Annotated in this window: 16 protein-coding genes; 7 read left to right on the top strand and 9 right to left on the bottom strand. The window is 35.6% G+C overall.

The features are described from left to right. The first annotated feature begins 9 nt into the window (after window positions 1-9). From C1634_RS22110 to trpS, 6 genes are all read left to right on the top strand, one after another. Window positions 10-390: a TraR/DksA family transcriptional regulator gene (locus C1634_RS22110; RefSeq protein ID WP_002983772.1), complete on the top strand. Its 381-nt coding sequence runs from the start codon at window positions 10-12 to the stop codon at window positions 388-390. A 78-nt stretch (window positions 391-468) separates the two neighbouring features. Beyond that, window positions 469-714 (top strand): DUF6576 domain-containing protein, encoded by a 246-nt coding sequence (locus tag C1634_RS22105; protein ID WP_103234271.1) that lies wholly within the window; start codon window positions 469-471, stop codon window positions 712-714. Between the two features lie 16 nt (window positions 715-730). Then, entirely contained in the window at window positions 731-931 is a 201-nt protein-coding gene (locus C1634_RS22100) for a DUF2683 family protein (protein ID WP_103234272.1), read from the top strand. Then, window positions 931-1,569 carry a lipoprotein signal peptidase gene (locus tag C1634_RS22095; RefSeq protein ID WP_103234273.1) on the top strand — a complete coding sequence of 213 codons (639 nt, stop codon included), beginning with the start codon at window positions 931-933 and terminating at the stop codon, window positions 1,567-1,569. Before C1634_RS22100 ends, C1634_RS22095 begins: the two co-directional genes overlap by 1 nt. Before the next feature lie 15 nt (window positions 1,570-1,584). Continuing rightward, a complete protein-coding gene (locus tag C1634_RS22090) occupies window positions 1,585-2,229 on the top strand; it encodes a SanA/YdcF family protein (RefSeq protein ID WP_103234274.1) in 645 nt (214 codons plus the stop codon). 345 nt (window positions 2,230-2,574) lie between these two features. Continuing rightward, a complete protein-coding gene (trpS, locus tag C1634_RS22085; protein ID WP_109739135.1) occupies window positions 2,575-3,543 on the top strand; it encodes a tryptophan--tRNA ligase in 969 nt (322 codons plus the stop codon). A 46-nt stretch (window positions 3,544-3,589) separates the two neighbouring features. Here the strand turns inward: trpS and C1634_RS22080 are convergent, their stop codons facing one another. The 9 genes from C1634_RS22080 to C1634_RS22040 form a co-directional block, all read right to left on the bottom strand. After that, the gene (locus tag C1634_RS22080; RefSeq protein ID WP_103235168.1) at window positions 3,590-4,885 is read right to left on the bottom strand and encodes a sensor histidine kinase; all 1,296 of its coding nucleotides are present in this window, start codon (window positions 4,883-4,885) and stop codon (window positions 3,590-3,592) included. After that, window positions 4,885-5,556, bottom strand: a complete 672-nt coding sequence (locus C1634_RS22075; RefSeq protein WP_103235170.1) for a response regulator transcription factor — start codon at window positions 5,554-5,556, stop codon at window positions 4,885-4,887. The genes C1634_RS22080 and C1634_RS22075 overlap by 1 nt, the downstream gene beginning before the upstream one ends. 192 nt (window positions 5,557-5,748) lie before the next feature. Then, the gene (locus C1634_RS22070) at window positions 5,749-5,955 is read right to left on the bottom strand and encodes a PepSY-like domain-containing protein (RefSeq protein ID WP_103235167.1); all 207 of its coding nucleotides are present in this window, start codon (window positions 5,953-5,955) and stop codon (window positions 5,749-5,751) included. A gap of 35 nt (window positions 5,956-5,990) precedes the next feature. Then, on the bottom strand, window positions 5,991-6,440 hold the full coding sequence (locus tag C1634_RS22065; protein ID WP_202980648.1) for a PepSY-like domain-containing protein: 450 nt from the start codon (window positions 6,438-6,440) through the stop codon (window positions 5,991-5,993). Window positions 6,441-6,620: 180 nt separating this feature from the next. Continuing rightward, the gene (locus C1634_RS22060) at window positions 6,621-7,316 is read right to left on the bottom strand and encodes a YjjG family noncanonical pyrimidine nucleotidase (protein WP_103235166.1); all 696 of its coding nucleotides are present in this window, start codon (window positions 7,314-7,316) and stop codon (window positions 6,621-6,623) included. 202 nt (window positions 7,317-7,518) lie between these two features. Further along, window positions 7,519-8,109: an RNA polymerase sigma factor gene (locus C1634_RS22055; RefSeq protein ID WP_109739134.1), complete on the bottom strand. Its 591-nt coding sequence runs from the start codon at window positions 8,107-8,109 to the stop codon at window positions 7,519-7,521. A 194-nt stretch (window positions 8,110-8,303) separates the two neighbouring features. Further along, window positions 8,304-8,795, bottom strand: coding sequence for a hypothetical protein (locus C1634_RS22050; protein WP_103234931.1), 492 nt, complete (start codon window positions 8,793-8,795; stop codon window positions 8,304-8,306). A gap of 86 nt (window positions 8,796-8,881) precedes the next feature. Then, window positions 8,882-10,162 (bottom strand): methionine adenosyltransferase, encoded by a 1,281-nt coding sequence (gene metK / locus C1634_RS22045; RefSeq protein WP_109739133.1) that lies wholly within the window; start codon window positions 10,160-10,162, stop codon window positions 8,882-8,884. Window positions 10,163-10,407: 245 nt separating this feature from the next. Next, window positions 10,408-11,358, bottom strand: a complete 951-nt coding sequence (locus C1634_RS22040; protein WP_103234933.1) for a LysR substrate-binding domain-containing protein — start codon at window positions 11,356-11,358, stop codon at window positions 10,408-10,410. 134 nt (window positions 11,359-11,492) lie between these two features. On the opposite strand from C1634_RS22040, the gene C1634_RS22035 reads away from it, so the two are divergent. Next, window positions 11,493-12,980 carry a catalase gene (locus C1634_RS22035; RefSeq protein WP_109739155.1) on the top strand — a complete coding sequence of 496 codons (1,488 nt, stop codon included), beginning with the start codon at window positions 11,493-11,495 and terminating at the stop codon, window positions 12,978-12,980. The last annotated feature ends 49 nt before the right edge of the window (window positions 12,981-13,029 follow it).

Genomic DNA, 13,029 nt, shown 5'->3' with positions numbered 1-13,029 from the left:
AGAAAGAATATGTCAGACGAAAGAGTTAGATACAGCGATGCTGATTTACAGGAATTTAAAGCGATCATAAAAGAAAAAATAGAAAAAGCAGAAAAAGATCTTCAGCTTATCAGAGAAAGTTTCATCAATGACCAGAATAATGGAACTGATGATACCTCTCCTACCTTCAAAGCTTTTGAAGAAGGAGCAGAAACGCTGAGCAAAGAGCAGAACTCTATTTTGGCAGGAAGACAGGAAAAATTCGTGCGTGACCTTAAAAATGCTTTGATCAGAATCGAAAACAAAACGTATGGTGTTTGCAGAGTAACAGGAAAATTGATTCCAAAGGAAAGACTTTTAGCCGTTCCTCACGCTACGCTGAGCATCGAAGCGAAAAATATGCAAAAATAGCCGTAAGGTTTGTAAAATAATATTGGGTTTATATTGTATTCACGGATACTTTATAGACCTAATTTTTAATGTATACCCATGAGCGGATTATTAATTTTGGGAGCTATTGTTGCAGTAGTATTGTTGTTTTTCAACAGAGAATGGATCAAAAACAGATTCTTCCCTGATCAGAAGAAGAACTATACTATTGACGATCAATTCAATTCTGATAAGCGTGACAGGGAAAGAGAAATCGACAAACTTTTGAGCAAAATGGGCAAAAACGGAGTCAATGATTTGTCAGAAAAAGAAAGAAAACGGCTCGACGAATTGTCCAAAATGTAAAAATTAAATATAAGAAATGGAATCTATTATAGTACATCCAAAAAATGCAATGGAGCTGAGTGCCCTGAAAACTGTTCTGAAAGAAATGAACATTAAGTTTGAAAAAGCTCACGTCAAGAGTTCGTATAACGGACAGAAAGTGATCAAGAAAGCAAGCGATAATAAAAATGTAAAACCTGCTGCTGCAAAACCTTCAAAACCTAAAGGACAACAGTAATGAAAAAGATATTAGCGATAACATTTTTAGTGTTGTTAATTGACCAGGCTTCAAAAATTTACATTAAAACCCATTTTAACCTGGATGATAGTGTAACTGTTTTACCAGGCTTTAAGCTAACCTTTGTGGAAAACCCGGGAATGGCCTATGGATTTCACTTTGGAGGAATTATCGGAAAATATTTCCTGGTTATCCTAAGAGTTTTCCTTATCGGAGGAATGGTGTACATGTTTAAAAAATGGTTAAAAGAAGGGGCTTCCAATTATCTTTTGATTCCTATGGCTATCATCTTTGCAGGAGCTATCGGAAACCTTATCGACGGAATGTTCTACGGAATGATCTTCGACAGCGGAACCCTTTATGATCCAAGCATTGACCGATGGATAGGCTATGGCGGAATTTCTAAAATGGCTCCTTTCGGACATGGATATTCTACTTTTATGAAAGGGTGTGTGGTAGATATGCTTCACTTCCCATTGGTAGATTGGACTGTTCCTGAAAGCTGGCCGCTAATAGGAGGAAAGCATTTTGAATTCTTCAAATATATTTTCAATGTAGCAGATTCTGCTATTACTGTAGGAGCAGCATTCCTATTAATCTTCAGGAAAAAAGCATTCCCGAATGGGCTTGAGTTTTAAAAGATCTATTTTCGGATGAAAAAAATAATCAAAAATATTTTTAAAATTTTCCTGCTTCTTCTGGTTGCAGGAATTATTTTTATTGCCTGGGCCAATTACAGCATTAAAAAGGACAGCGAATCCTTCGTTTCCTATACTATTGCTGATGTACCGGAAGCCAAAACCGGACTGCTGCTGGGCACTGGAAAAACATTAAGCAACGGAACACCGAACGCTTATTTCTACAACAGAATTAAAGCTGCTGCAGACTTATTTAAAAGCGGAAAAATACAGTACATCATCGTCAGTGGTGACAACAGCACCAAAGATTATAACGAACCTGAAGATATGCAGCAGGCATTGATGGAGAGTGGAATTCCACAGGATAAGATCATTATGGATCATGCCGGATTCCGAACGCTGGATTCTGTGGTAAGGGCAAAAGATATTTTCAGCCAGACAAAGCTGATCATCATTTCTCAGAAATTCCATAATGAAAGAGCCGTTTTCCTTGCCAGAAAAAATGGGATGGAAGCCTTTGGGTATAATGCAGCCGATGTTAATAAATATGCAGGCTTAAAGACTAATATGAGAGAGTATCTTGCCAAAGCTAAAGCATACTGGGATCTTCTTTTCGGAGTAGAACCGAAATTTGGCGGGGAAAAGATTTTAATTCCTTAATATTTTCCCACAGATTGCACGGATTTTCACGGATGATTGGTGAGAAGATATTAGAAATAGGTTTTGGCTAAAGCCAATGGATAGGTTCTTCATTTAAAACAGCTGGGCTAAAGCCCACCCCTATTGAATTTTAAATGACAACATCTTTTATCTTTTATCTTTTATCTTTTATCTTTTATCTTTTATCTTTTATCTTTTATCTTTTATCTTTTATCTTTTATCTTTTATCTTTTATCTTTTATCTTTTATCTTTTATCTTTTATCTTTTATCTTTTTTAATTCATTATTCCCGGCAAACCTCGTAAATTTGCTATTCATTAATTTTTAAATATAAATTTTAAACAAATGTCAAGAATTCTTACCGGCATACAAGCCACCGGAACACCCCATCTTGGAAATTTATTGGGTGCAATTATTCCTGCTATTGAACTATCCAAGCAGGAAGGAAATGAATCATTTTTATTTATCGCGAATCTTCATACGCTTACGCAGATTAAAGATGCGCAGATTTTAAGACAGAATACCTACGAGATTGCTGCGGCTTGGCTTGCTTGTGGATTAGATACTGAAAAAACATTCTTCTACAGACAAAGTGATATCGCTGAAACCTGTGAACTATCTTGGCATTTATCATGTTTTTTTCCTTATCAAAGATTAACATTGGCCCACTCATTTAAGGATAAAGCAGATCGTCTTCAGGATGTGAATGCAGGTTTGTTTACCTACCCTATTTTGATGGCTGCGGATATTTTGCTGTATGGTGCTGAAATTGTTCCTGTAGGAAAAGACCAGCTTCAGCATTTGGAAATCGCAAGAGATGTTGCTTCGAGGTTTAATAACCAGATGGGTGAGATTCTTGTATTACCTCAGGCAGAACTTCAGCAGGACACCAAATATGTTCCTGGAACCGATGGGCGCAAAATGTCTAAATCAATGGGAAATATCATTAATATTTTCTTGCCTGAAAAAGAGCTGAAAAAACAGATCATGAGTATTGAGTCGGATTCTAAATCTTTGGAAGAACCTAAAGATCCTGAAACGGATAAAACCTTCCAGATTTATGAGCTTATTGCAACTCTTGAGCAAACTGAAGAGTTGAGAGCAAAATATCTTGCCGGAAACTTCGGATACGGACATGCTAAAAAAGAATTGCTGGATCTTATCCTGGCTCGTTTTGCCAAAGAAAGAGAAACGTTCGCTTATTACATGAGTAATCTTGAAGAACTGGAAGCAAAACTACAGCAAGGTGCTGAGAAAACCAGACCTATCGCTCTGGAAACTCTTAAAAGAGTAAGAACAAGCTTAGGATTTTAATTCTGAGTGATCAACATAAGAAAGCCTTTCATTTGAAAGGCTTTTTCTATTTATTGAAGTTGTTGCTATTCTTTGTAAGGATAAAATAATGCATCTTGTCTCCGTATTCATAAGTAATATTCCAGCCTGGATATTGCTTTATAATGGTTTTAATGATAGACAGTCCCAATCCAGTGGAAGTATGATCTGAGCCTTGTTTATAGAAACGGTTGAAGATCCTGGATTTATCCAAAGGTACCGATGATCCGCTGTTTTGGAATGTTATTCTGTTATTTTCAACAATGATATTTAAAGTTCTTTCTTCATTATTATATTTAACTGCATTTTTAAGAAGGTTAGACAACAGAATATCGGCAAGATCCTGATTAAAATCTGCAATAAACCGTCCTTTCTCAATAATGCTGACTTCTACTTTTTTAAAGGCAATAAAATCTTCGTAATTCTGAACCAATTGAGTAATCAGATGATTAAAATCAACATCTGATGTTTTATTAAACTGGCTGTTTTCAATTTTGGACAGCATTAATAAAGATTTGTTTAAGCCTACCATTCTTCTCAGATCATTTTTAACCTCAGTAAGAAAAGTAAGATTCTTTTTATCAAGGTCGTCATTCTGAATCAGAAGATCAATTTTATTGATAACAATAGCCAAGGGAGTCTGAAGTTCATGCGAAGCATTTTCAATAAACTGTTTCTGCTGGTAGAAAACAAGTTCATTACGCTCAATCATTTCATTGATTTCTACATTCAGTTCTTCAAACTCAGTGATCTTGTACTTCTGTTCTTCCTGGGAAAAAGGAATTCCAAACTGATATCTTTTAAGCTTATCTAAAATTAAGTAGAACGGCCTCATAGCTTTGTTAAGGAGATATCCATTGACCACCACAATACTTACTACCAAAAGAATATAAAGCACGATCAATGCAGTCGTAAGATCGTATATCAGCTCGTCTTCTTCTACAGTAGAAGTTCTGATCACAAGGCGCTGGTGTTTTTTGAACTGATCGATAAAATCTGCCTCAAGAACTCTGTAAGGCTGGTCCTTATCATCATACTCCATGTAGTACATCTTATTGTAGAGTCTGCTTTTATTTTGATACTCTTCAGCTTTAATGGCATTAATTTTAAATTCATTGAATCCGAAGTCATTATTATTCAACAGCTGAGGATTAAGATAAACGGCCTTGATGATCTGTATTTTACGGTTCCTCAGTCCATCATCCACATTATCATGTACTTCATCCAGGATATACGCATAAAACAGCCCTGCCCACACTGCGATAATGAGCAGAAGGACCATAATGAGATATTTTATGGTGTAATATTTTAATGAACTTTTCATCAGATAAATTTATATCCTATTCCATAGACAGCCTGGAAATCAGCATCCGCATGGAGGTTTTTCAGTTTTTTACGAAGGTTTTTAATCTGAGAATAAATAAAATCCAGACTATCTGCCTGATCTATATAATCTCCCCAGATCGCTTCTGCTAATGTCGTTTTCTGTAAGGTCTTTTCCGGATGAATGACAAAATAATATAAAAGATCATATTCTTTCCGATTAAGCACCAGCTCTTCCTTACCTATTCTTACGATTCTATTTTCCGGATCGATGCTTATATTTTTATATCTGATGATATTCTCACCATCCTGGTTCTTTCTCCTTATGACAGATCTGATCCTTGCCATCAGTTCTGCAAGGTGAAAAGGTTTTGCAAGATAATCATCAGCTCCTATTTCCAATCCGGTCACCTTATCATCTACTGAATCTTTGGCAGAAAGAATGATCACCGGATCTTTCTTATGCATTTTCTTGATTTCCCTCAGCAGATCTATACCGTTTCCGTCAGGCAGCATAATATCAAGCAAAATACAGTCGTATTCATAAGAAATAATTTTCTCCAGCCCGTCACTGTAATTTTCCGCATATTCTACAATGAAATGTTCTGCTTCCAGAAATTTCTGTACCGTATCTTTCAATTCCGGCTCATCTTCTACTATTAAAATCTTCATACTTTCTGGATCTATATATTCTGCTGCATCATTAATGTATATCAAATATATGAAATTATAAGGAGGGAAGCCGACTTCGAAAGCCTACGAGAAGATCATCAATATAAGTGTACTATGATATATCACCGATATTATATCCAGCATATACCAATAATCTCTGCTCTCTTCCCTCATGTTCATTTTCATCATTAATTAATTCGATTTCACATAACGGCCGTCAGCATCAAAAACGAGACATAAACCATTCATCAGATGAATTTTATAAGCATTATACTTTCTTTCAATAGAATCTATCACACTGCAAGGATGATTCCTTGTCATAAATGAAACCATATTTTTTCTAATCTGTGCAGAAGAAACCTTTCTTCCGCTGCTGTTTATTAAATTCCAGTTGACCATACTATTAAGATTTAGTGTTAATTTTTAATTCTGATTTAATCGTCAATTCTTTTGAAATTCCCGTTTCTGTCAAATTCAAGTTCAAGCCCGTTGGAAAGTTCTGTTTTATAAGACCATCTTTTCTTTTCGATCTTAACGATATAAGTATTTGGGAAATTCTTCGTGCTGTAATTTCTGATCGATACAGGAATGAAACCATAAGGTACTTTCTGATGTTTACCATCAATTTCTTTCCAGTTTCCATTACTGTCAAACTCCATTTTCATTCCATTAGCCAGATACACTTTGTACTCGTCTACCCCATAGATTTCTCTGTCTTCTATTGCTGAGTTTACAGCTATTCCTTTAAAATGGGAAGCAAGAAAGGTTTTGGCTGTTTTAGGTAACTGATTGGCATTGATCGCTCTGTCCTGTGCGGAAATTAATCCTCCCATCAATAAAAACATGATCATCAGTACTCCTGTGATTTTCTTTACATTTTTCATAACATTAAGTTTTACTGTCATTATTATAAAGCAAAGGTCACAATCAATTTAGGAAAGAATTGGGAAAAATGATTTCAGCAAAAAAAAGTTGGCTTATCGCAGAGATTTGTGTGACATCCTTTAAAAACGAAAAAGCCATTAAGACGAACTTAATGGCTTGTATATACTGTATTGATGATTTTACAAGTATTCTTTAATCTGCTGAAGATGGGTAATGGCTTTTAACCCTTCTTTCTTCTTGTCTTCTTTATAGACATCAAAAAAGATGGCATCCATTCCAAAGTCTGTTGCTCCCATAGCATCAGCGATCCAGTCATCTCCAATGAGGATACTTTCTTCTTTTTTAGCATCAGAAAGCCCTAGAGAGTATTCAAAAATCCTTGGATTAGGTTTTCTTACTCCCACTGCATCTGCACTGGTAATCGTCTTAAAATAAGGAGCGATCCCGGACAGCGTACATTTTCTTTCCGTTACATCCTGAAATCCATTGGAAATAATGTGTAATGTATAATTCTTAGCTTTCAGATATTCCAGGACATCTTCTGCTCCTTCCACCAATTCGTTATAACCCACAATATTGTCAAGGAAATTTTCTTCAAAATAAAGGGCAAGCTCTTTATTATCTATTCCAAAATGTTTAAATGAATCATAAAAACGGTGTTCTCTCAAATACTCTTTGCCAATAATACCGTCTCTGATCTTTTCCCACAACTCTTCGTTGATATCGTGGTAAACAGAATGAAACTCCTCAAAGTCAATATGATACTTTGAAGTAATTTCCTGTTTTTCAAAAAGGTCTTTGATGGTAAGATAGGCATTCCTACGGTGATCCCAGAGTGTATTATCCAGGTCAAAAAAAACATGCTGCATTTTCATACAGCACAAAGTTAGTCATTTTAATTTTTTAAAACAGGGTAATTCTTGCTCTTGCTTTTCACGATTTCAAGACCTTTGGAAAAATTAAGCAAAAAATCAATAGTTTGTTTCTTAGGTTTCAAAGTTTTCACTTTTAAGGAGTCATTTTTTTTCATAAGCGAAGTATGTTTTCCTTAAAACGTGAAATTTTCCGAAATATTATTTATCTGGTTAATATTATGTTGTTTTCATCCATGATTTTTCTCAGGTTTATCAGCGCATACCGTACTCTTCCCAGAGTAGTATTAATGCTCATATCCGTATGGTCCGCAATTTCCTTGAAACTCAGACCATCAAAAAATCTCAGTTTAATTACCTCCTGCTGGTTTTGCGGTAAAAACTGTAACATCCTCAACAGGTCTTCCTGAATCTGATTGGTGACAAGCTGATCTTCAATATTTTCCGAAGGCTCTCTGATCAAATCAAAAATAGAATACTCATCGGTTTCAAAAGTAGTTTCTGAAACTTTAATGTTTTTCGCTTTTGATCTGAAATGATCGATAATTAGGTTGTGGGAAATTCTTTTCGCCCAAAGAATAAATTTACCTTCTTCGTTATAGCGTCCTTCTTTCAGCATGACAATGATCTTCATGAATGTATCCTGAAAGATATCGTTGGCCAAATCTTCATCATTAATTTTGTAAAAAATGAATGTAAACAGTTCTCTCTGGTGTCGGTGAATGAGGATTGACAACGCCTCCTCGTCTCCTTTCTGGTAAAGGGAAATTAGTAAACTATCCGATTCTGATTTCATAACTCTTCTCAATATAAATATTTGCAGACAGACATTCCTCCAGATATTTTATCTGGCCTTTGCTGCATAAACAAAACAGTGTAGAGTAGAGTCTCTTCTATAGGCGGTAGTACAATTATTATGATGTAAATATAATAATTTTTTAATAACTGTTAACCTATTATTAAATTTTCAAAAGAAAAATTTAATAAAAATCACTTAAACATGTCATGAATGAATACAGTAGGGACATTTAATGTAAAATTAATATTTAATCCTTTCATTTCTTTTCCGTTCAATCGGGCATCTCCGATAGGAAAAGCATAGCCTCCTGTAAGGTCCAACATTCCAAACAGGGTCACTCCAATTTTGGGAGCGATGTATTTATTGGTTCCTTCAGCACCTGCTAAAAAGTAATAAGAGTGATAAAAGTCTACGTTTTTTGCAAAATTAAGGAGAATATCAGCTTGTAGTTTGGGCATAATCGCAAACTTAGAGTCTGCAACTCCCATCATGGCAGATCCTCCTAATCTGTAAACCACATCATCATTTTTAAGAAAAAGCAATTTACCTCCTACTTCACCAAAACTTTGATTCTGGTAAGTATATCCCACACTGATCATCTTATGCATGGTATATTGTGCTTTTACCAGGGTACTTAGTAAAAATAGGGACAGAACAGCAATTACAGTTCGAAAATTCATCATCTTTCTATATTATTAAGGTGTAAAATTAAAAAAAACTGCCTTACCCAAAGATAAAGCAGCTTATTTATTATTCTCTAGAGGGAAAATTAAATTCCGAAAGCGGTTTTAATTTCCTCTACTTTGTCTAGTTTTTCCCAAGTAAAGAACTCAAGACCTTTCAATGTAAGTTCTTTTTTATGTCCTTTATTGAACGTTTTATCAGCTACATAGTGCTCTTTACCCATATGTCCGTAAGAAGCTGTTTCCTGATAAATAGGATTTCTTAATTTTAAGTTCTGCTCGATAGCATAAGGTCTTAAATCAAAAATTGTAGAAACTTTTTTAGCGATATCACCATCATGAAGATCTACTTTTGCCGTTCCGTAAGTGTTGATGTATAAACCACAAGGCTCAGCTACACCGATTGCATAAGAAACCTGCACCAAAACTTCATCCGCAACTCCTGCTGCCACTAAGTTTTTAGCAATATGTCTCGTTGCATAAGCAGCACTTCTGTCTACTTTAGAAGGATCTTTTCCAGAGAAAGCACCCCCACCATGAGCTCCTTTACCTCCATAGGTATCAACAATGATTTTTCTACCTGTAAGACCAGTATCTCCGTGAGGTCCTCCAATAACGAATTTCCCTGTAGGGTTGATGTGATATTTGATCTGATCGTTGAATAAAGCCTTGATTTCCTCAGTTTGTTGTGCAACTACTCTAGGAACCAAAATATTTTTAATGTCTTCACGGATCTTGTTCAACATTTCTTCTTCATTTCCGAAGTCATCATGCTGAGTAGAAACTACGATAGAATCAATTCTAACAGGTTTGTGATCATCAGAATACTCAATCGTTACCTGGCTCTTTGCATCCGGACGAAGATAAGTGATTTCCTTATTTTCTCTTCTTATTGCAGAAAGCTCTTTAAGGATCGTATGGGCAAGGTCCAATGCAAGAGGCATATAGTTTGCCGTTTCATTGGTAGCATACCCGAACATCATTCCCTGATCTCCAGCTCCCTGTGCATTTGCCTTAGCTTCGAAAGACTCGTCACTTACAGCTCTGTCAACTCCCTGGTTGATATCAGGTGACTGCTCATGGATTGCGGAAATAACTCCACATGAATCCCCATTGAACATATATTCTCCTTTTGTATACCCTATTCCATTGATTACTTCTCTGGCAATCGTCTGTACATCAAGGTAAGCATCAGATTTTACTTCTCCTGCCAACACCACCTGTCCGGTAGTTACAAGAGTTTCACATGCTACTTTAGAATTTTTATCGTATGCTAAAAAATGATCGATAAGTGCATCGGAAATTTGATCGGCGATTTTATCCGGATGTCCTTCTGAAACTGATTCAGATGTAAATAAATAAGACATATAATTCTTTTGTTTTTAAAGATTTAAAAAAAATAATTTTGTAGAAAAATATGAAATAAAATTGCCCAGAAAAAAGAATACTATACTGTTTTAGCATTTTTTTATAGAGGTTGCAATCAGGTCAAATTTTTCCTCGTAATAAACGTCAGCAAAGTTAAGTACTATTTTCGTAATACTCAAAAATTTTGTTTATTAATTATGATATTATTTAAATTAATGATTTCTATCACTTTAAAGCATTTCTACTACTGAGGCTTTATGCTTACAAATTCTTTAGGACTTGCATGATAATTCAGCTTAAGTTCCAAAGCAGTTTTGATAGAATGTGACAATTCATCAATAATTTTTTGCTTAAAAGTAGGTTTGTAGTAAATAATACTGATCTCTCTATATGGGAAAGGCTTTTTAAATCTGAATACATTTTTCTTCTGCTCTTCAGAAAGTTGACTTAAAGCAAGTTCCGGCAGTATACTGATCCCTCCTACTTTATCTACCATATGGACCAAAGTCTGGATATTGGAAGCTAAGAAGTCTAAATTTTTAGGTTTCAGCGTATTTTCTTTCAGATGACAGATATTTTCAAACTGATTTCTAAGACAGTTTCCTTCTTCAAGGAGCCATACCTTTTCTACATTCAGATCTTCAGGGATGATATAAGAATTCTTTTTGTTGGCTTCAGTATTGGAACTGTAGATCATCAGTTCTTCATTGAATAAGAAATCCTGATAAAACTCATCTGCTGTATCATAAGGAGTAGAGATAATTCCCGCATCAAGTTCTCCGGCTTTCAAAGCTTTAATAATATTATCAGTAGTCATTTCTTTTACATTCATCTGAATCTTTGGATTGTCCTCAAGGAATTTGAAGATTTCCGTAGGCAGAATAAAAGATGAAACAGTAGGAATGATTCCCAGGTTGATGGTTCCTCCCAGAATATTATTCAAAAGGTTTGCTTTGTTTTTCAGCTCATTGACAGATTCTATAATAACCTTAGCCTGGTCAATAATCTGCAGCCCTACATCTGTAGTACGAATCGGGTGGGTAGTCCTGTCGAAAACCTTCACATCCAGTTCATCCTCAAATTTCTGTATCATGGCACTTAACGTAGGTTGGGTAATAAAACACGCCTGAGCTGCTTTACCAAAATGTTTATACTTATCAACAGCGATAAGATACTCCAGTTGCTGAATGTTCATTTGATTAATATTATCTATTACAAAGATATAACGTTTTTGCTATTAGCAATTAAAAATTCAAGTAAATTTGACATTCATTACCTTTACACTTGGATTTAGAAAAACAAAAAACATTTATACAAATCATCAATGATATGGATTCTAAAAAATTAACGTTAAGTAACGGCACGCCTTATTTTGAACATCAGGATTCACAGACGGTAGGACCAAGAGGCCCGGTATTGCTGCAAGATTTTATTCTTCAGGAAAATCTTGCCCATTTCGTTAGGGAAAGAATTCCTGAAAGGATTGTGCATGCCAAAGGAAGCGGAGCATACGGAACCTTTACCGTAACTCATGATATCAGCCAGTATACGAAAGCAAAACTGTTCTCACAAGTTGGAAACTCATGCAGAATGTTTGCCCGATTTTCTACTGTAGGAGGAGAAAAAGGAAGCGCAGATACCGCAAGAGACCCAAGAGGATTTGCCTTAAAATTTTATACAGAAGATGGAAACTGGGATCTTGTAGGAAATAATACGCCGGTATTCTTTATTAAGGATGCAAAAAAATTCCCGGACTTTATCCACACTCAGAAAAGACTTCCAAAAACCAATTTGAAAAGCGCCACCATGATGTGGGATTTCTGGAGTTTAAATCCTGAATCTCTTCATCAGGTCCTTATATTAATGTCAGACAGAGGTACCCCTTACGGATACCGACATATGCATGGCTTCGGATCTCATACTTTCTCTATGATCAATGATAAAAATGAAAGAGTATGGGTGAAATTCCACTTCAAAACAAAACAGGGAGTAAAAAATTTCACAGATGAAGAGGCAGGGAAAATGGCGGGTGAAAATCCGGACTTTGCACAGGAAGATCTTTGCAATGCTATTGAAAATGGAGATTTCCCAAAATGGACCTTATACATCCAGGTAATGACCGAGGAGCAGGCAAAAGATTTCAGATGGAATCCTTTTGACGTAACAAAAGTATGGTTCCATGATGATTTCCCTTTGATCGAAGTAGGAGAAATGGAGCTTAATGAAGTTCCTGTTAATTATTTTGCCCATGTGGAGCAATCTACTTTCTCACCAAGCAGCCTGATTAATGGAATCAGCTTCTCACCGGACAAAATGCTGCAGGGAAGATTGTTCTCTTATCCTGATGCACACCGATACAGAGTTGGAGTGAACTCACATCAGCTGGAGGTAAACAGATGTCCTTTTGAAGTCAACAATTACCAGAGAGATGGTTATATGGCAGACTCGAGCCATTATCAGGATAAACCTAATTACCACCCCAACAGCTTTGATGACATCCAAGCGGATTCCGATTATAAAAACTACGAATATGAGCTGGATAGTGCTCATGTTGCAAGCTATAACAGAAATGATAACGACAGTGATCATTATACTCAGCCGGGACTTCTTTATTCAAAAGCAATGAATGCAGAAGACAGAGACCATCTGATCAAAAATATCATAGGGAGTATGAAGGGAATCAGCGGACCTAAAAAAGATGAGATCATTAACCGACAATTATGTCACTTTTTCCGTGCCAATATTGAGCTTGGCATGAAAGTAGCTTCTCAACTAAATGTCAATATTGATGCAAATATGATGAATCATTCCAAATAATCATATTGAACAATAAATTAAAAAAAAGGAAAAAAAAATAAGATTTTTT

Origin of the sequence: Chryseobacterium viscerum (assembly GCF_002899945.2) — a bacterium.
GTDB classification, from domain to species: Bacteria; Bacteroidota; Bacteroidia; order Flavobacteriales; family Weeksellaceae; genus Chryseobacterium; species Chryseobacterium viscerum.
The sequence above is the reverse complement of the archived record's forward strand: the minus strand, read 5'-3'. Positions and strand labels throughout refer to the sequence as shown.